The organism is Erythrobacter sp. HL-111 (assembly GCF_900105095.1).
Classification (GTDB): domain Bacteria; phylum Pseudomonadota; class Alphaproteobacteria; order Sphingomonadales; family Sphingomonadaceae; genus Erythrobacter.
The window spans coordinates 1272470-1288877 of the sequence record NZ_LT629743.1 but is presented as its reverse complement, the minus strand read 5'-3'; the positions used below and the strand labels follow the sequence as shown (position 1 = coordinate 1288877).

The window sequence follows — 16408 nt, the reverse complement described above, 5'->3', positions numbered from 1 at the left end:
ACGCGCGGGGCCTCTTTTCGTTTCCGATGCATGGGCGCTTGAATTGTCCGCTTTTTCAGGCAGTTTGTCCCCGCCCGGCCAGAGACCGGAACATTGGGGGGATATCGCGATGGACTATGCCGGTTTCTGGATCCGGGTGGGCGCCTACCTGATCGATACCGTGATCCTGATCGCGGTGCAGTTCGTGCTTGCGCTTCTGACGGGAGCCGCCCTGTTCACGACGCAGGCCGAGGAAACCTTAGGAATCGCCGACCTGCTCGGCACCCTTGTCGGGTTCGCCTATTTCATCGGCTTCGAAGGATCGGAAATGCAGGCAACTCCGGGCAAGAAGGCGCTCGGCCTGATCGTCACCGATGAACGGGGCGGGCGCATTTCCTATCTGCGCGCGGCCGGACGCTCTTTCGGAAAGATCCTGTCCGGGCTGGTCCTCGCCATCGGCTACATCATGGTTGCCTTCACCGAACGCAAGCAGGGCCTGCACGACCTGCTCGCATCCACCCTCGTGGTGAAAGGCCGGCCGGGAATGGTCGGCTACGACGCCGCCGTCTTCGAATAGGATCAGAGTTCGCGCAGGGCGCGGGCAGGCTTGGCGCGCAGCAGGGGAAGCGACCCGCCGAGCGCGAAGGCAAGCACCATCGCGAGGCCAAGCCCGAGCACGCCGAGCACCGCGCCCCAGTCGGGCAGCCAGTCGAATTCGAACAGCTGCGTGATGACGACCCAGCCGAGCAGGCTCCCGAGCCCCAGCGCGACCAGGGCGAGCGCGGCGGCGATGAGTCCGTATTCGGCGAGCTGCATCATCAGGATCTGCCGCCGGCTCGCCCCCAGGACGCGCAGCACCACGGTATCGTACGTGCGCGCGGCGCGCGCCGCCGCAATCGCGCCCATCAGCACGGCGAGGCCCGCGAGCACCGCCACCGCCGCCGCGGCCAGCGTGGCGAGGCCGACCTGCCGCAGGATCGTGCGTGCCTCGCCCAGCACTTCGCCCACCTCGACCACCGAGGAGGAGGGAAATTCCCGCACCAGGGCGCGCAGCAGTTCGCCGCGGGCGGCGCTGTCCGCATCGGTGTCGGCATCGTCGGGCAGGTCGATCGTCGCGGCGAAGTTGTGCGGCGCGTCGCTGATGGCGTTGCGCGAGAAGACGAGGAGGAAGTTGAACCCCATGCTCTCCCAGTCGATTTCGCGCAGGTTGGCGATCCGCGCGGTCCGCTCCACCCCGAGAATGCCGATTGTGAGATAGTCGCCCACCTCGAGGTCGAGGGCTTCGGCGAATTCGGCGTCGATCGAGACCAGCGGCTCGCCCGCATGGAACGGGCTCCACCATTCGCCCTCGACCACGCGGTTGCCCTCCGGCAGGCGGTCGGCATAGGTGAGGCCGCGTTCGCCGCGCAGGCCCCACGCGCCCTCGGGCAGTTCCTCAAGCTCGGCGACGCGCACCATGTCGCCCTCCGGCCCGTAGGCGAGCACCGCACCGCGCAGGGTGGGGACCGTCCTCAGGGTCGCTTCGGGGAAGCGTTCCTGCACCAGTCCGAAGAAACGGTCCTCCCTGGCCGGGGGCACGTCGAGCACGAAGTAATCCGGCGCCTCGCGCGGCACGCGGCTGTCTATGTTGCCTTCGATCGCGCTCTGGATCGCGGCGAGCAGGACGAAGGCGGCGAGCCCGAAGCCGAGCGCGGTCACCAGCGCGCTGGTCGGTGCTCCGGGGCGATGGATATTGGCGAGCGCGCTTCTGAGGATCGGGTTGGACGGGCGCGGCAGACGGCGCGCGGCGGCCTGGATCGCGAAACCGAGTCCGGCGAGCAGCACCAGCGCCGCGGCGGCACCGGCGAGGAACCCGCCCGCCAGGCGCGGCTCGGCGGTGGTGAGGAGCGCAAGCGCGCAGATCGCGGCCAGCCCCGCCGCGGTCACGCCAAGCGCGCGCCGGTCGCGCGAAAGCGGGACGATGCGCGAGCGCATCAGCGCCATCGCCGGAAAGCTGCGCGCGCGCAGGAGCGGCGCGGCGGCAAAGGCGAAGGCGACCAGCATCCCGTAGGATCCCGCGAGCAGGAGCGGCGCAGGCTCGATGATGAAGCCGCTCTGCACCGGCAGCAGGCCTTCGAGCGCGGCGCCGAGCAGCGGCGTGACGAGCACGCCCACGGCGAGCCCCGCGAAGCTGCCCACGAGTGCGGCGACTGCCACCTGCAGCGCGTAGATCCGCCCGATGTCGCGCGAGGAGGCGCCGAGCACCTTGAGCGTCGCGATGGAGGCGCGGCGCTGGTCGAGATAGGACGAAACCCCGCCCGCGATGCCGATCCCCGCGATGACCAGCGCGGCAAGGCCGACCAGCGTGAGAAAATCGCTCATCTGCCCGACGAAACGGCCCGCCCCGGGCGAGGCGCGGTCGCGGGTCCGGAATTCGAAGCCCGCATTGGGGAAGGCCCCGGTCAGCGCTTCCTCAACCGTTTCGGGATCGCTGGCCTGGTCGCCGAAGGCGACGCGGTACTTGCTCTGGTAGAGCGCGCCCGGTTGGAGCAGCCCGGCGCGCGCGGGCACGTCCCGTGCGACGATCACCGTGGGACCGAGCTGGAAGCCTTCGGAAAGCCGGTCGGGCTCCTCCTCGATCACGCCTGCGGCGGTGAGTTCGGCAGTGCCGATGGTGAAGCGTTCGCCCACTTCGATGTCCAGCCGGTCCATCGCCCCGCGCGCCAGCCACGCCTCGTCGCCCGACGGAGCGCCCGTCTCGCGCCCGTCCGCGAGCGTCAGCGCGCCGTAGAGCGGCCAGCGCTCGTCAACCGCCTTCAATTCCACCGGCGCCGCGTTCTCGCCCGCGCTCGCCATCGCCTGCAGCCGCGTCCCGCCCGAGATCGTGCCGTATTGCGCGAGCGCCGCCTTCTCCTCGTCCGAAAGGTCGCGCTGCCACACCTCGATTTCGAGATCGCCGCCGAGCAGTTCCTGCCCGCTCGCCGCAAGCTCGCGTTCGATCGCGGCGGTCAGCGTGCCGATCGCGGCGAGCGCGGCGGTGCCGAGGAAGATGCAGACGAGCAGCAGGCGCAGGCCCTTGAAGCGCGCGCTGAGGTCGCGCCGCGCGATCCGCCACGCGGCGCCCCAGGAAAGGCCCGCCGCCTCGCTCACGCCGCCTCGCCCCGCGCGGCGCGGGTATCGGAGACGATCCGCCCGTCGGCCATGGTCAGCACGCGCTCGCAGCGCTTGGCCAGCGCCTCGTCATGGGTGATGATGAGCAGGGTCGCCCCGGTCTCGGCGCGGCGGGCGAAAAGGAGGTCGATGATCTCCTCCCCGGTCGCGACGTCGAGATTGCCGGTCGGCTCGTCGGCGAAGATCAGTTCGGGACGCGGCGCGGTGGCGCGGGCGATCGCGACGCGTTGCTGCTCCCCGCCCGAAAGCTGGGTCGGGTAATGCCCGGTGCGGTGGCTGAGGCCAACCGCTTCGAGTTCGGCAACCGCCCGCTCGCGCGCATCCGACGCTCCGGCGAGCTCCATCGGCGTCGCGACGTTTTCCGCCGCGGTCATGGTCGGCAGAAGGTGGAAGGCCTGCAGCACGATCCCGATCCGCCCGCGGCGTGCGGCGGCGAGGCCGTCTTCGTTGAGCGCCGTGAAATCGGCCCCCGCCACCTCGAGGCTCCCCCCGCTCGCCTGCTCGAGTCCCGAAAGCACGGCCATCAGCGAACTCTTGCCCGAGCCCGAGGGGCCGAGCAGCGCGACCACCTCGCCGCGCGCGATATCGAGGTCGATGCCGCGCAGGATCTCGACCGGCTTGCGGTCCGAACCGAGCGTCAGGGTGAGGTTGCGGGCGGTGAGGGCGAGGGAAGGGCTTGTCACGCGGGCTCGATGGCATAGGTGGAAAGGGCACACAAGATACGCGGGGTAAGCCTTCAATGATGCTTCAAGCACGGATCGCGCGGGTTGCGGTGGCGGGCCTGACGGCGCTCGCGCTGGCCGCCTGCGGCGAGGAAGCGGCCGACGACACGACCGTCCCGCCCGCTTCGGGCGCGGCGCGCACGCCGGACGCGCAGGAGCCGCCGCCCATTCCGGTGATGGGGTCGCAGCGCACCATCCTCGCCTTCGGGGACAGCCTCTTCGCGGGCTACGGGCTGGAGGAAGGCGAAAGCTATCCCGCCCGGCTCGAACAGGCGCTGAGGGCGAAAGGCGTGAATGCCGACATCGCCAATGCCGGCGTTTCGGGCGACACCACCGCAGCGGGGCGGCAGCGGCTGGCCTTCACGCTGGACGGGCTGGAGGAAAAGCCCGACCTCTTGATCCTCGAACTCGGCGGCAACGACATGCTGCGCGGGCTTTCGCCCGCCGAAACGCGCGCCAATCTCGCCGCCATGCTGGAGGAATTGCAGGCCCGCGACATTCCCGTGCTGCTGATGGGGATGCGCGCACCGCCGAATTACGGGCCCGATTACCAGCGTGATTTCGATGCGATCTATGCCGATCTCGCGCAGGAATACGGCGCGGAACTGGTGCCGTTCTGGCTCGCCTCGATCTACGAGAACCCGAACCTTTTCCAGGCCGACCGGATCCATCCCACGGCGCAGGGGATCGAGGAACTGGTCGAGGCGACCCTGCCGCAGGTGCGCGACGCCCTGCCCGAGGAGGAGGCGGAAGGGGCCTAGAGCGGCTCCACCATTCCCCCCGCGACACGCCAGACCGCCGCCTCGCTCGCGATTTCGCTGAACGGGGCAAGCTCGGTTCCCGTCATCCACACCTGCGCGCGCCCGGCGGCGAGCCGGCGGAAGAGCTCGGCCCGGCGGACCGGATCGAGATGGGCCGCGACCTCGTCCAGCAGCAGGACGCTCGGCCGCCCGCTCGCCGCGAGGATGCCGTGAGCGAGGGTGATGGCGATCAGCATCGCCTTCTGCTCGCCGGTCGAACAGCTCGCGGCCGGCTGGCCGGGTGAACCATCGGCGCGCATCATCGCCACGTCGAGCTCGTCGCGGTGCGGCCCCGCGAGCGCGCGCCCCGCCGCCCGGTCGCGCGCGCGGCCCTTCGCAAGGCTTGCGGCAAGCCCGTCAGGCGTAGTCGGCCCGCCGGGGCGATAGGCGAGGATCGGCCGGGCGAAAGGTTCGGGGGGCAGGGCGGAGAGTTCCTCGCCCAGCAGCGCGACCAGCCGCGCCCGCACCTCCGCGACGCGCGCGCCCGCTTCGGCCAGCTGCGCCTCGACCGCGTCGAGCCAGCGCGGCTCGCGGCCCTCCTCGAGCAGGCGATTGCGTTCGCGCAGCGCTCCCTCGAGCTGGCTCACCGCCCGCGCGTGGGCGGGCTCGATCGCGAGCGCCATCCGGTCGACGAAGCGCCGGCGCGCGCCCGCGCTGTCGGTGAACAGGCCGTCCATCGCCGGGGTCAGCCAGCTCATCGCCTGCCATTCGGACAGCGCCCCGGCACTCGCCTCGGCCCCGTTGATCCGCACCAGCCGGCGGCCCGGCTGCTCGGCCCTGGTATAGGTCCCGAGCCGGGCGGAGACCTGACCCTGTTCGACGAGGCTGGCGCCGATCGCGAAGGGGCGGGGCGGGTCCTGCGGCGTCTCCCGCCGGGCGAGCTCGGCGAGCGGCGCGCGGCGCAGGCCGCGTCCCGGGGCAAGCAGCGAGAGCGCCTCGAGCACGTTGGTCTTGCCTGCCCCGTTCGGTCCCACCAGCAGGTTGAAATGGGCCGTGTCCACCAGCTCGCTACGGGCGTGGTTGCGGAAGTCCTGGAGGGTGATCCTGGCGAGCGGCATGAACGAGGGCGCTTAGCACGCCGCTTCGCAAAGGCCAGAGAGAGGCACGCCGCAGGCCGATCCCAAGAGGTGGGAAAAATTCCCAAGCTTTCGTTTTGCTGAACGAGCCTCCTGGCGGGGCGGTCCCCGGAAAGCCCGAATTCCCGGGATTCTTAGAGTTTGGCACGGCCCATGCATCTGTTGGGGTGTCCCTCGGGGACGAACCGAAACACCAGACAGGAGACCAGACAATGTTTGCCAATCGCTTCGACCGCTTCGCCGCCGCCGCCTTTTCGCTGTTCGCGACGGCCGCTTTCCTCGCCTACGCGATCGTTCCCGCCAGCCCCTCGCTGATGGCCTGATCGCTGCCGCAACCCCCGATCCCGAAAGAGACCTTCCATGTTCCCCAGCAACTTCGCCAGACACCTCGCCGCAGCCGTCTTCTCGGTGATCCTGTCGGCCTCGTTCCTCGCCTACGCGATCATCCCGGCCAGCCCGGGCCTCGCCTGATCGCGGCCGCGCTTGAAACGCCCCGCCACGCTCTAGCATAGGGAAACAAGACGTGATGTATTCGTTCTTCGACCAGGCCGGACAGCGCACCCGGCGCGTCCTCGCAGCGGCCGGGGCGCTGGTCATCACCGTGGTCCTGGCGACCGCGGCGATCCTGCCCGCCGGCCCGTCCTATCCGTTCGTTACAGGAGTCCTCGCATGAACAAGATCACCCGCAAAAACGGCGGCGGCCAGCCGGGCTTCCACCTCGACAAGCGCAATGCCAAGCTCGCCGGCGTGTGCGCGGGGATAGCGGACTATGCCAATGTCGATCCGACCGTAGTCCGCATCGCCTTCGTCGTCGGCGCGTTCTTCAGCCTCGGCACGGCTGCGCTGGTCTACCTCGCGATCGCTCTGATCGCGGACTGACCCCGCGGCACCGGCGACGGCGATCCCGGCTTTCCGCGGGGCCGCGTGGTTCCGCGTCGTGCGAAACGAAGCCGGGAGGGGCGGGCCGGCCCCTCTATCGCGGATCACATGGCGGAAATGCCGCCGTCGAGCTTGATCTCCGCGCCGGTCATGAACCGGCTCTCGTCGCTGGCGAGATAGACGACGGCGTTGGCGATGTCGTTCGGTTCGCCCACGAACCTGAGCGGGATCTGCCGGGCGAGCTTTTCCATCAGCACGTTCTTTTCGAGGCTGTGCGCCTTGGCGGTGCCGTCGAGGATCGGCGTGTCGACGAAGGTCGGGTGGACCGAATTGCAGCGGATCTGCATGTTCTTCTTCGCGCAGTGGAGCGCGATCGATTTCGACAGCATCCACACCGCCGCCTTGGTCGAATTGTAGGCGGGCATGGTGTCGCTCGCGATCAGCCCTGCGATCGAGGAGATGTTGATGATCGAGCCCGGCGCGTGTTCGCGCATCAGCGGCAGGGCCTTCTGGCAGCCATGGAAGATCGAATCGACGTTCACCGCATAGCAGCGCTTCCAGTCCTCGAAGGTGCAGTCCTCGATGTTGCCGGCAACGCCGATCCCGGCATTGTTGACCAGCACGTTGAGCCCGCCGAGCCGTTCGCGCGCGGCATCGATCGCGGCGTCCCACTGGGCGGGGTCGGTCACGTCGTGGGCCATGCCGAAGGCGGTGCCGTCGCCCAGTTCGGCATTGATGATCGCGGCCGTCTCCTCGGCCCCTTCTCCGTTGATGTCGGTCGCGAGCACCCGGGCGCCTTCCTGCGCGAGGCGGATACAATGCGCCCGGCCGAGACCCTGCGCTCCGCCGGTGATGAGGGCCAGCTTGCCCTCGCAACGTTTCGTCATGTCAGTTCCTCTCCCAGAAAATGCGGCGTCAAAAGCATGGCGATCCGCACGTCGACGCCGTGGCCTGCCTCGCGCCACCTGGCGACGTAATCGCTCAGGCCCGACAGGGGGACGCGGTGGACCATGATGTTCTCGTCCACAAGCCCGCCGCCCTCGCCGACCCTTTCGAGCCCGGTCGCGCGCAGCAGGGTGAAGGATTCGGAAACCATCCCGGGCGAGGAGTAGAATTCGCCCAGCACCTCGAGCCGTCCGGCGCGGTAGCCGGTTTCCTCCTCGAGTTCGCGCGCGGCGGCCTCGAGCGCGTTCTCGTCCTCGCTCCCGTCGGCATCGCCGACGAGCCCGGCGGGGATTTCGAGGCAGAAACGCGATAGCGGCACGCGATATTGGCTGACGAGGATGACGTGGCGCGTTCCATCCGCGTCGGTGTCGATGGCGAGGATTGCGGCCGCCCGGATGCCGCGCGCGCGACCGACATATTCCCAGCGGCCGCGCGTCATGGCGGTGATGAACCGGCCCTCCCAGCGGACCTGTTCGGGCAGGTCGGCGTCCCGGTCTCTCGCGAAGGCGTCGTTTTGCGAGGCGGCGAATCCGTCGGTCATGGGGACCGGGCCTAGACTTCGATCAGCCGGTCGGGAAGCTCGTTTTCGCCATCCTCGGCGCGCGGGAAGTGCTGGGCGAGGATGAAGCCCACGTCGCGCACGCCCACCGCGAGCCCCTTGGCGATGCGGCCGGCGGCGATGTGGCCAAGCATGTCGCCCATCGCCTCGCCCCAGATTTCCGGCGAAACCTTTTCCGCGATCGGCCGGTCTGCGACGATCTCGGCGCGGTGCTCGCTCATGGAAAGGTAGATGAGGACGCCGGTGCGGCCATGGGTGCGCCCCTCGGCGCCGACCTTGAACAGGCGCACGGCGGTGTCGTGGACCCGCGCGGTGCGGACCGGGGCGGGGACGAGCAGCCACTTGACCGGTTCGAGCAGCTGCACCGCCCAGGCAAGCGCGAAGGCGACGAGGCCGAGCCCGATCGTCATGCTGGCGATTTCGCCGGTGGTCCATTCGTGGCTCCACCCGCCGACAAGGCCGTCCCACAGGTCGAGGAAGGGCTGGGGCAGGGCCGCGAACACGCTCATCACGGTGAAGGCCGCGCCCGCCGCCCACAGCAGCGCGATGTCGGCGTAGTCGTCCGAACGATCGGCGAGCACGGTCACGATCTCGCCCGAGGTCCGGCTCTCCGCTTCGGCGACGGCATTGGTGACGAGCTCGTGCCCGGCTTCGTCGAGATAGGCCATGATCTACCAGCCCCCGGAGGCGCCGCCGCCCCCGAACGAACCGCCGCCGCCGGAAAACCCGCCGCCACCGCCAAAGCCCCCGCCGCCGAAGCCGCCTCCGCGCCCGCCGCCCATCGCGCCGCGGGCGATGGCCGTGCCGACTTCCCACAGGATGATGTCGCGCGCCGTGCGGCCCCAGCCGCCGCCGTAATCGTCGTCGTCATCGTCACGCTTGCCCCACGGCCCGTTGCTGCGCGCGCGATACTTGCGGCGCTTGCCGGAGCGAATGATGGGAAGGACGAAGAAGATGAACATGAAGGCCAGCCAGATCAGCATTCCGACCGGAAAGCCGCCATCCTTCTCGCGCGCCTCGCCCGCTTCCTGCGCGATCCGCGCGGCTTCGTCCGGGGGCAGCATCAGCACTTCGACGATCGCGTCGGTACCCGCGACGATCCCGCCGGCATAGTCGCCTTCGCGGAAGGCGGGCACGATCTGGTTTTCGATGATGAGTTTCGAGACGGCATCGGTCAGCCAGCCTTCGACCCCGTAGCCGCTGGCGATGTGCACCCGCCGCTCGGTCGGGGCGACGAGCAGCAGCGCGCCGTCGTTGCGCTCCGCATCGCCCAGGCCCCATTCGCGGCCCAGCCGGTAGCCGTAATCGGCGATCTCGTATCCCTGGAGGTCGGGAACCGTGGCGACGACGAGCTGGCGTTGCGATTGCGCCTCGAGCGCTTCGAGCTGCTGCGTCAACTGCGCCTCGACATCGGACGGGATGATCCCCGCCTGGTCGACAACGCGCCCCGTGAGCGGCGGAAAATCCTGCGCGGCGAGGGGCGCGCCAAGAAGCGCCAGCAGCGAAGCGAGGAACAGGGCGATGCGCTTCATGCAGCCTCCTGCGTCACCATTGCGGAGACTTCGCGCACGAGACTGTCGACAGCGGCCTTGAGGCCGCTGTCGGAAGCGCCTTGGCGAAAACGTGGTAGCAAGCCGGCTTCGATGATGATCTTCGCGTCCTCGTCTTTCACCGTTTGCCGCTCGCCGGGAGCGACAGGCATGGGCAGCCCGTCATTGCGCTCACCATCGCCGATACGCCAGGCCCCGCTCAATTGCTCGTCATGTCGATCGAGGGTGCGACATCGGCGCCTTCGGTCACGGCCGAATAGGGCACCAGCGGCTCGGCGCCGTGAATGATGTTCGCGCCGATCGTGTCGGGGAAGGTGCGGATCGTCGTGTTGTACTGGCGCACCGCCTCGTTGTAGTCGCGGATCGCGACCGCGATGCGGTTTTCCGTCCCTTCGAGCTGGCTCTGCAGCGCGACGAAATTCTGGTTCGACTGGATCTGCGGATAGGCCTCGAAGCTGGCGAGCAGGCGGCCGAGGCCCTGGCCCAGCTGGCCCTGCGCGGCGGCGAACTGTTCCATCTTGGCCGGATCGTCGAGCTCCTCGGCCGACACGTTGATGCTGGTCGCACGGGCGCGGGCCTCGGTCACTTCGGTGAGGATGCCGCGCTCGCTTTCGGCCGCGCCCTGCACGACCTCGACCAGATTGGGGACGAGATTCGAGCGACGCTGGAACTGTGCCTCGACATCGGCCCACTTGGCCTTCGCATTCTCCTCGGCCGCGGGGACCGAATTGATCCCGCAGGCGGCGAGGCTCAGCGCGGCCATGGCGGCGAAAGCGCCGCGGAAAAGCGTCTTCAACGTCATCGAAATCCCTCCGAATGGCGCGCCGACCCGATGTGGAGGCGCGCGGCAATTTCCTGTATTGCGGATATAGCACACCCCTTGACCCTTTCAAGCGGGGGAAGGGCGGCCGATCGCCCTTGGCAGGCAGGAAGCGAGGCGGCAAAGGACAAGGCGTGTCGCAAGCAGGTACGGCAGGCAAGATACAGCAAGATACAGGGGGAACGCGAAGATGCTTTCGGAATTCCGCGAATTCATCGCCAAGGGCAACGTCATGCAGCTCGCCGTCGCGGTGATCATCGGCGGGGCCTTCGCGGTGATCGTGAAATCGCTCACCGACGAGATCATCATGCCGGTGGTCGGGGCGATCTTCGGCGGCGCGGACTTCTCGCAGTATTTCGTGCTGCTCTCGGTGCCCGATGGCTATGCCGGTTCGACGACCGACTATGCCGCGCTCAAGGAGGCAGGGGCCGCGATGATCGGATACGGCGCGTTCGCGACCGCGGTGATCAACTTCGTGATCCTGGCCTTCATCATCTTCCTGCTGGTGCGCTACACCAACCGGGTCATCGAGCGGTTCGAGAAAAAGGGCGAGGTCACGCCGCCCGAGGAAGTCGCCGGCCCGACCGAGATCGAGCTGCTGACCGAAATCAGGGATGCGCTCCGCAAGTAGCCGGACAGGATTGCCGACCCGCACGGCACCGCAAGGGCGACCGCCCGCCGGGAACCGAACACGGTCACTTCACATTCAGTTCCGAACCGCTATATCGGCTGTGTCGGAGCGATCCGACTATGACGATAAAGTGCAGCGTGCAATAGGCACAACGGACCCGGGGGCAGTACCCGGCGGCTCCACCACAAACCCTGAGATTTCAGGGCTTTCTGACGGGGCCGAACCAGGATCGACGTGGGCTGAAAAGCGTTGTTTTCGTCCGGGCTGAGTAACCCGTTAAAGGCTCAAAACCCATAAGTGCCAACGACAACGAAGCACTCGCTCTCGCTGCGTAATTTTAAGGCCTAACGGCCTGAATTTACAAAGCTAAAGCGCGGTTGGACCCACCGGGCAACAGAAGCGGATTCCGGGGGCCCGGGGGAGCCTAGCAACAGAATCCCCCACCCTCTCTTTCCATATCGGGCCGTCCAAATCGGCGAAGAACCCCCCATCGCAGGGAGGTGTTCAAAGTTGATTCGCCCGTTTCCCGTGCTACCTTCTCCACCGCTTCTGGCGGGAGACAGGCGTGCGCGGGTTCGCTTTATTCCTCTGCGTCGGCGCAGTCTTCGTGCTGGCGCCTTCCTCCGCGGCCGTCGCGGAGCCTTACCAGGCCTGGCTGTCCCGGCTGAAGGCGATCTGCGAGGCCGAGTGCCTTCCGCCCCGCGGCCTGCTTCGCAAGGCGCGTTTCGGGGATCGCGAGGAGGCGCGGACGTCGCGGCTGTGCTCCCCATCGGATTCGTCAGCCGCTGGAACGGCAAGTTCCTGCTCGTCGCGGGCCAGGACCCCGTCGACTTCAACCGGGTGGGGCGGCGCACGCCGCTGACCTATCGCCCGGTATTGCGCCCCAACGAGATCGTGGTCGAGATGGAGCCGGACGTCTTTTTCGACCTTCTCAACGTCCCGGTCCCGGGGTCGGTGCCGCGCGGCGAATCCTATGTCGACGAAAACGGAGACATCGTCGTCGCGCGCGACCGGATGCGTCATTTCAGCAAGCCCACCTTGCGCAAACTGCGCTCGATGTTCCGCAATCGCGTGATCGCGGTGCGCGGCCAGCCGCGGCTCGAGGTCGCCTTCAGGGGTGGGGTGCGTGACCGCCGGCGCAAGAAGCTTTTCATCGAACTGACGAGCGCCGAGGATCTCGTGATCCTCCCCCGCTTCGGCAAGGACGGGGAGGCGATCGTCGACGGCGAATTCGAACTGGAGCAAACGGTCGAGGCGGGCAATTCGGCCGGACGGTGACCGGCCGCTTTCCGGCGTGTGCGAGGCACCCGGCATTACCCCGGAGCTTCGCGGCAAGCCCCCGGTTCCGCGCTACTCGCCCCGCTCGCTTTCTCCCCGGGTCTCGCGCATTTCGCGTTCGAGCCGGAGGCAGTCGAGGATCTTGGCCCCGCCGAGAAACACCGCGCCGCTGGTGGCGAGGAAAAGGAGCTGGCCGAAAATGCCGGGATATTCCTCGAGATAGGCTGTGCCGCGGGTCATCGCGCCCAGCGCCAGCGCAAAGATGATCACGTAGGCCTCGAACCTCGTCTTGATGACGAACAGCCTCGCGATCTTGTGCAGCATGGTCTCTCCTGCCCGTTAAGGCCTATCCGATGCAAGCCATGTGCCAAGCGCGGAGGCACGGCGATCGGATTGGTTAACGCGAAGAGGAATGTAAGCCCATCCGACGCACCCGCGCAAATGCGTTAACCATGATCAGGCGAGCACCGAGAGATCGAGCGCGGCGAGCAGTGCCGTACGGGCGGTGACCACGTCTCGCGCGAGGGCGTCGCTGCCCAGATCCGCCGGATCGATCTGTTCGGGCCATTTCTCGCGGATCACCCGATCGATCCTGTCCGCCTTGCGCTCGTCGAGCAGGAAGCGCGGGTCGACCGTCGCCGGATCGCACACCACCCTGAGCCGCAGGCAGGCCGGGCCGCCACCGTTCGCCATGCTCTGCCGGACATCGACCGGGACCACGTCGCGGATCGGGCCGTTCGCGGCGACCATCTCCTCGCACCACGCCCATACGCTGGCGGATTCGCGGCATTCCTCGGGCACGATCAGCGCCATCGCCCCGTCGGGCAGCGTCAGCAACTGCGCGTTGAAGAGATAGGTCCGGATCGCCTCGGCAAGGCTGACCTTGTCCGAGGGCACCTCGACGACTTCGAGCGCGGGAAAGGCGGCGCCGATCGCATCATGGGCACCCTGCCGGTCGGCGAAGGCCTCGGCATGGGTGAAGAGCACGCGTTCATTGGCGACCGCGACGACATCATTGTGGAACGCGCCGGCCTCGATCGCGGCGGGGTTCTGCTCGATGAAGACGCATTTGCCCGGATCGAGCCCGTGCGCGCGCGCGACGAGGCGGCTGGCCTGTTCGTGCTGGCGGGCGGGGAAGCGGCCCCCGGGCCTGCCATAGACGAACACTTCGACGCCTGCCTCGCCATGGCTGTCGCACAGGCGCATGTGATTGGCCGCGCCCTCGTCGCCGAAACTCGGCGGAACCGGGGGATGCAGCGCGAAATGATCGGCATTGCCGAAGGCGATCGCGAGCTGGCGCTGCGTGTCCGGCCATTCCTGCGCGCGGTGGAGCATGGTGACGAGATTGGCGGGCGTGATGTGGCAGCGCCCGTCCGCCGTGTCGGGGGCGGGCGAGACGGTCGCGGCATTGGCGGTCCACATGCTCGAAGCCGACCACGGCGCCGCGCGCAGGGCCGGGTCCTCGCTCCCGTCGAGCGCGAGCTGCCCGGCCAGCACCCCGTTCGGCCGGGGGAGCGGCAGGAGGAAGCCCTGCACGCCGAGCCGCGCGAGGTTGCCGCGCATCTTGGCGAGGCCCTGCAGCGCCGCCGCGCGCGGGTAGGACGGGTCGCCCTTGTGGCTGGCGCTCGCGATGTTGCCGAGGCTCAGCCCCGCGTAATTGTGCGAAGGCCCGACGATGCCGTCGAAATTGATCTCGACGAGACCGCTCACCGCGCCACGCTCCACACCTCGTCGCCTTCGCCGACATCGAGCGCGTCCGCCGCGGCGCTGTCGATCGCGATTCCGAAGCCGCCTTGCGCATCGCCCGTAAGAACGCGCGCGCCGTAGCAGGCGCGGAAGCCTGCCAGCCGGCCGGTGGCGAGGATCGCGCGCTCGCCCTCGGCAAGGTCGATGTCCTCGACCACCGCGCGCACGCTGTTGCGCACGGTGGTCACCTCGTCGGTGCGGGCGATCATGGTCGGGCCGCCGTCGAAGATGTCGACATAGCCTTCGTAGCTGAAGCCCTCGTGTTCGAGCATCCGCATCGCCGCTCGCCCCGTGGGGTGGGGCACGCCGATCACGCTGCGCGCGTCGTCGTCGAGCATGGCGACATAGACCGGGTGCTTGGGCATGAGGTCGGCGATGAACTGGTTGCCGTTGATCGCGTTGAAATAGTCGGCCTCCTGGAAACTCATCCCGAAGAAACGCCCCGCGACCCCGTCCCAGAAGGGCGATCCGCCGCGCTCGTCGATGATCCCGCGCAGTTCGGCGAGGATCTTGTCGGCGAAACGTCTGCGATGCATCGCGATGAACAGGTAGCGCGACCGCGCGAGCAGCAGGCCGAGGCCCCCGGCTCGTTCATTGGGGTGGAGGAACAGCCCGCCGACTTCGGAAAAGCCTTCGAGGTCGGTGACCAGGCTCAGCATCTCGGCGCGCACGGTGCGGTCGAGTTCCTTAGAATACTGGGTCAGCGTGTTGAGGCGATAGGAATAGAACGGCCAGCGCTGGCCCACCATGGTCATGAGCTGGCTGGTTCCGCGCACCGCGCCGGTCTCGTGATTCTCGAGCACCAGCACGAATTGTTCCGCAGTCAGTTCCTCGCCGCTGTTCGCGAATGCCCGGGCGGCCGCATCGAGCTTGCTCTTCAGCGCGGTGCGGTCGGCCGGCAGGTTGGTGAAGCCGCCGCCCGTCAGCTTGGCCATTTCGTAGAGATGTTCGAGATCATCGGGGCGCGCGGCCCGCAGGAGGAAGCTCATGCTCCCGCTCCTTCGCCGGCTTCGCGTTCGCCCAGCGCGCCTTCGGCCAGCCGTTCGATCACGCGGGCGGAAAGCACGGCGCGCTCGGCAAGACTGGGAACGATCAGGAATTCGTCCGGCGAATGGATCGCGCCGCCGCGCACGCCCATCGTGTCGACCACGGGCACGCCGCAGGCCGCGATGTTGTTGCCGTCGCACACGCCGCCGGTCGATTGCCAGCGGATGTCCTGGCCCAGCTCCGCGCCGCATTCGCGCACGAGGTCGAACAGGGCCTGCGCGCGCGCGTCGACCGGCTTGGGCGGGCGGGTGACGCCGCCGTGGCGGACGACGGCGACCTCGTGCGCGGCGGCGATCTCTTCGAGGACGCTGTCCAGCGCCGTGTCGAACCCCTCCATCGCCCGGCTCGATTTAGGGCGGATGTTGAAGCGCACCAGGGCATGGTCGGGGACGACGTTGTTCGGCCCCCCGCCTTCGAGCCTTGCCGGGTTCACCGTGATGTCCTCGCCTTCCATCGCTTTCAGTCGCAGGATCAGGTCCGCCGCCGCGACGATGGCGTTGCGCCCGTCCTGCGGGTTGCGTCCGGCGTGGGCGGATCGGCCCGTGATCGCTACCGCGTAGTTCCCGGTGCCCCCGCGCTCATGGGCGAGCGTGCCGTCGGGAAGCGCGGCGGGTTCGTAGGTCAGCGCGGCGAGCTTGCCCCTGGCGAGCTCCTCGATCAGCGGGGCGCTGGCGAGCGAGCCGGTCTCCTCGTCCGAATTGATCATCACGTCGTAGCCGAGGCCCGGGGCCGCCGGGCTCTGCTCGAACGCCGTCAGCGCGTGGAGCATGACCGCGATCCCGCCCTTCATGTCGGCCACTCCGGGTCCGTTCAGGGTTTCCTCGTCGAGCCAGCGCCGATGCTGGAAAGGATGGTCGGGAGGGAAGACCGTGTCCATGTGGCCGGTCAGCAGGATCCGCCGATTCGCCCGCGGGCGCACGCGTACGACGAGGTGCCGGCCATTTGCCTTTTCGTATGGGCTGCCGTCGCCCGCGATCGCGGTGACGGGCGCGGGATCGACCAGTTCCACCGTGCCCGGCAGCGCCGCGAAGGCTTCGGCCAGCGCATCGGCCTGCCGCGCGAGCCCTTCGAGATGGCCCGAGCCGGTGTTGATCGCGCTCCACGCCTCGACCTGTTCGAGCATCGCGGTCGCATCGATGGCGGGGGAGCTTCGCCTGTCCATCCCCGCTTCCTAGCCGCCCGCGCGCGCCGTTCCAACCCGTGCCCGGGATGCGCCGGTTGCAAAG

Annotated in this window: 21 protein-coding genes and 1 other RNA gene; 9 read left to right on the top strand and 13 right to left on the bottom strand. The window is 68.5% G+C overall.

Going from position 1 to position 16408, the window contains the following annotated elements:
- Positions 1–109 precede the first annotated feature (109 nt).
- Positions 110–556 (top strand): RDD family protein, encoded by a 447-nt coding sequence (locus BLU08_RS06150; protein ID WP_090196817.1) that lies wholly within the window; start codon positions 110–112, stop codon positions 554–556.
- Positions 557–558: 2 nt separating this feature from the next.
- Here the strand turns inward: BLU08_RS06150 and BLU08_RS06145 are convergent, their stop codons facing one another.
- Together BLU08_RS06145 and BLU08_RS06140 are read right to left on the bottom strand one after the other, a co-directional pair.
- Positions 559–3108: an ABC transporter permease gene (locus tag BLU08_RS06145; protein ID WP_090196812.1), complete on the bottom strand. Its 2550-nt coding sequence runs from the start codon at positions 3106–3108 to the stop codon at positions 559–561.
- Positions 3105–3812 (bottom strand): ABC transporter ATP-binding protein, encoded by a 708-nt coding sequence (locus BLU08_RS06140; RefSeq protein WP_090196808.1) that lies wholly within the window; start codon positions 3810–3812, stop codon positions 3105–3107. Before BLU08_RS06140 ends, BLU08_RS06145 begins: the two co-directional genes overlap by 4 nt.
- A gap of 56 nt (positions 3813–3868) precedes the next feature.
- Here BLU08_RS06140 and BLU08_RS06135 point away from each other — a divergent pair, with 56 nt between their 5' ends.
- Positions 3869–4612 (top strand): arylesterase, encoded by a 744-nt coding sequence (locus BLU08_RS06135; RefSeq protein ID WP_233996114.1) that lies wholly within the window; start codon positions 3869–3871, stop codon positions 4610–4612.
- Here the strand turns inward: BLU08_RS06135 and recF are convergent.
- Positions 4609–5709 (bottom strand): DNA replication/repair protein RecF, encoded by a 1101-nt coding sequence (gene recF / locus BLU08_RS06130; protein WP_090196803.1) that lies wholly within the window; start codon positions 5707–5709, stop codon positions 4609–4611. The two genes, BLU08_RS06135 and recF, sit on opposite strands and share 4 nt — an antisense overlap.
- Before the next feature lie 230 nt (positions 5710–5939).
- Between recF and BLU08_RS15385 the strand changes: the two genes are divergently transcribed.
- The 4 genes from BLU08_RS15385 to BLU08_RS06125 are packed head-to-tail and all read left to right on the top strand — an operon-like array spanning position 5940 to position 6606.
- Positions 5940–6050: an enoyl-CoA hydratase gene (locus tag BLU08_RS15385; RefSeq protein WP_197676897.1), complete on the top strand. Its 111-nt coding sequence runs from the start codon at positions 5940–5942 to the stop codon at positions 6048–6050.
- Positions 6051–6087: 37 nt separating this feature from the next.
- A complete protein-coding gene (locus BLU08_RS15380; RefSeq protein WP_197676896.1) occupies positions 6088–6198 on the top strand; it encodes an enoyl-CoA hydratase in 111 nt (36 codons plus the stop codon).
- Between the two features lie 55 nt (positions 6199–6253).
- Positions 6254–6400, top strand: coding sequence for a hypothetical protein (locus tag BLU08_RS15120; RefSeq protein WP_157674466.1), 147 nt, complete (start codon positions 6254–6256; stop codon positions 6398–6400).
- Positions 6397–6606, top strand: a complete 210-nt coding sequence (locus BLU08_RS06125; RefSeq protein ID WP_090196801.1) for a PspC domain-containing protein — start codon at positions 6397–6399, stop codon at positions 6604–6606. Before BLU08_RS15120 ends, BLU08_RS06125 begins: the two co-directional genes overlap by 4 nt.
- Before the next feature lie 104 nt (positions 6607–6710).
- On the opposite strand, the gene BLU08_RS06120 is transcribed toward BLU08_RS06125, so the two are convergent.
- Genes BLU08_RS06120 through BLU08_RS06100 form a run of 6 tightly spaced genes read right to left on the bottom strand, consistent with a single transcriptional unit; the run spans position 6711 to position 10462 of the window.
- Positions 6711–7493 (bottom strand): SDR family oxidoreductase, encoded by a 783-nt coding sequence (locus BLU08_RS06120; RefSeq protein WP_090196798.1) that lies wholly within the window; start codon positions 7491–7493, stop codon positions 6711–6713.
- The gene (locus BLU08_RS06115) at positions 7490–8092 is read right to left on the bottom strand and encodes an NUDIX hydrolase (RefSeq protein ID WP_090196794.1); all 603 of its coding nucleotides are present in this window, start codon (positions 8090–8092) and stop codon (positions 7490–7492) included. The genes BLU08_RS06120 and BLU08_RS06115 overlap by 4 nt, the downstream gene beginning before the upstream one ends.
- 11 nt (positions 8093–8103) lie before the next feature.
- Positions 8104–8778, bottom strand: coding sequence for a TPM domain-containing protein (locus BLU08_RS06110; protein ID WP_090196791.1), 675 nt, complete (start codon positions 8776–8778; stop codon positions 8104–8106).
- 3 nt (positions 8779–8781) lie between these two features.
- Entirely contained in the window at positions 8782–9642 is an 861-nt protein-coding gene (locus BLU08_RS06105) for a YgcG family protein (RefSeq protein WP_090196788.1), read from the bottom strand.
- Entirely contained in the window at positions 9639–9863 is a 225-nt protein-coding gene (locus BLU08_RS15115) for a hypothetical protein (RefSeq protein ID WP_157674465.1), read from the bottom strand. The genes BLU08_RS06105 and BLU08_RS15115 overlap by 4 nt, the downstream gene beginning before the upstream one ends.
- Positions 9860–10462 (bottom strand): LemA family protein, encoded by a 603-nt coding sequence (locus BLU08_RS06100; RefSeq protein ID WP_090196785.1) that lies wholly within the window; start codon positions 10460–10462, stop codon positions 9860–9862. Before BLU08_RS06100 ends, BLU08_RS15115 begins: the two co-directional genes overlap by 4 nt.
- A gap of 208 nt (positions 10463–10670) precedes the next feature.
- Between BLU08_RS06100 and mscL the strand changes: the two genes are divergently transcribed.
- From mscL to BLU08_RS06085, 3 genes are all read left to right on the top strand, one after another.
- Positions 10671–11111, top strand: a complete 441-nt coding sequence (gene mscL, locus BLU08_RS06095; protein ID WP_090196783.1) for a large conductance mechanosensitive channel protein MscL — start codon at positions 10671–10673, stop codon at positions 11109–11111.
- A 64-nt stretch (positions 11112–11175) separates the two neighbouring features.
- Positions 11176–11520: a transfer-messenger RNA gene (gene ssrA / locus BLU08_RS06090) on the top strand.
- A 350-nt stretch (positions 11521–11870) separates the two neighbouring features.
- Positions 11871–12389 (top strand): hypothetical protein, encoded by a 519-nt coding sequence (locus tag BLU08_RS06085; protein ID WP_090196778.1) that lies wholly within the window; start codon positions 11871–11873, stop codon positions 12387–12389.
- A 72-nt stretch (positions 12390–12461) separates the two neighbouring features.
- Here BLU08_RS06085 and BLU08_RS06080 read toward each other — a convergent pair whose 3' ends face one another.
- The 4 genes from BLU08_RS06080 to BLU08_RS06065 all read right to left on the bottom strand — a co-directional run bounded on the left by BLU08_RS06080 (position 12462) and on the right by BLU08_RS06065 (position 16344).
- Positions 12462–12713, bottom strand: coding sequence for a hypothetical protein (locus BLU08_RS06080; protein ID WP_090196774.1), 252 nt, complete (start codon positions 12711–12713; stop codon positions 12462–12464).
- A 132-nt stretch (positions 12714–12845) separates the two neighbouring features.
- Complete coding sequence (locus BLU08_RS06075) at positions 12846–14099, bottom strand: N-succinylarginine dihydrolase (protein ID WP_090201096.1); 1254 nt, start codon at positions 14097–14099, stop codon at positions 12846–12848.
- On the bottom strand, positions 14096–15124 hold the full coding sequence (locus BLU08_RS06070; protein ID WP_090196771.1) for an arginine N-succinyltransferase: 1029 nt from the start codon (positions 15122–15124) through the stop codon (positions 14096–14098). Before BLU08_RS06070 ends, BLU08_RS06075 begins: the two co-directional genes overlap by 4 nt.
- Complete coding sequence (locus BLU08_RS06065) at positions 15121–16344, bottom strand: hydrolase (RefSeq protein WP_090196769.1); 1224 nt, start codon at positions 16342–16344, stop codon at positions 15121–15123. Before BLU08_RS06065 ends, BLU08_RS06070 begins: the two co-directional genes overlap by 4 nt.
- Between the last annotated feature and the right edge of the window lie 64 nt (positions 16345–16408).

Coding starts and splice junctions, on each gene's coding strand:
- BLU08_RS06150 (WP_090196817.1), top strand. CDS start 110: ATGGACTATGCCGGTTTCTGGATCCGGGTGGGCGCCTACCTGATCGAT.
- BLU08_RS06135 (WP_233996114.1), top strand. CDS start 3,869: ATGATGCTTCAAGCACGGATCGCGCGGGTTGCGGTGGCGGGCCTGACG.
- recF (WP_090196803.1), bottom strand. CDS start 5,709: ATGCCGCTCGCCAGGATCACCCTCCAGGACTTCCGCAACCACGCCCGT.
- BLU08_RS15385 (WP_197676897.1), top strand. CDS start 5,940: ATGTTTGCCAATCGCTTCGACCGCTTCGCCGCCGCCGCCTTTTCGCTG.
- BLU08_RS15380 (WP_197676896.1), top strand. CDS start 6,088: ATGTTCCCCAGCAACTTCGCCAGACACCTCGCCGCAGCCGTCTTCTCG.
- BLU08_RS15120 (WP_157674466.1), top strand. CDS start 6,254: ATGTATTCGTTCTTCGACCAGGCCGGACAGCGCACCCGGCGCGTCCTC.
- BLU08_RS06125 (WP_090196801.1), top strand. CDS start 6,397: ATGAACAAGATCACCCGCAAAAACGGCGGCGGCCAGCCGGGCTTCCAC.
- BLU08_RS06120 (WP_090196798.1), bottom strand. CDS start 7,493: ATGACGAAACGTTGCGAGGGCAAGCTGGCCCTCATCACCGGCGGAGCG.
- BLU08_RS06115 (WP_090196794.1), bottom strand. CDS start 8,092: ATGACCGACGGATTCGCCGCCTCGCAAAACGACGCCTTCGCGAGAGAC.
- BLU08_RS06110 (WP_090196791.1), bottom strand. CDS start 8,778: ATGGCCTATCTCGACGAAGCCGGGCACGAGCTCGTCACCAATGCCGTC.
- BLU08_RS06105 (WP_090196788.1), bottom strand. CDS start 9,642: ATGAAGCGCATCGCCCTGTTCCTCGCTTCGCTGCTGGCGCTTCTTGGC.
- BLU08_RS06100 (WP_090196785.1), bottom strand. CDS start 10,462: ATGACGTTGAAGACGCTTTTCCGCGGCGCTTTCGCCGCCATGGCCGCG.
- mscL (WP_090196783.1), top strand. CDS start 10,671: ATGCTTTCGGAATTCCGCGAATTCATCGCCAAGGGCAACGTCATGCAG.
- BLU08_RS06080 (WP_090196774.1), bottom strand. CDS start 12,713: ATGCTGCACAAGATCGCGAGGCTGTTCGTCATCAAGACGAGGTTCGAG.
- BLU08_RS06070 (WP_090196771.1), bottom strand. CDS start 15,124: ATGAGCTTCCTCCTGCGGGCCGCGCGCCCCGATGATCTCGAACATCTC.
- BLU08_RS06065 (WP_090196769.1), bottom strand. CDS start 16,344: ATGGACAGGCGAAGCTCCCCCGCCATCGATGCGACCGCGATGCTCGAA.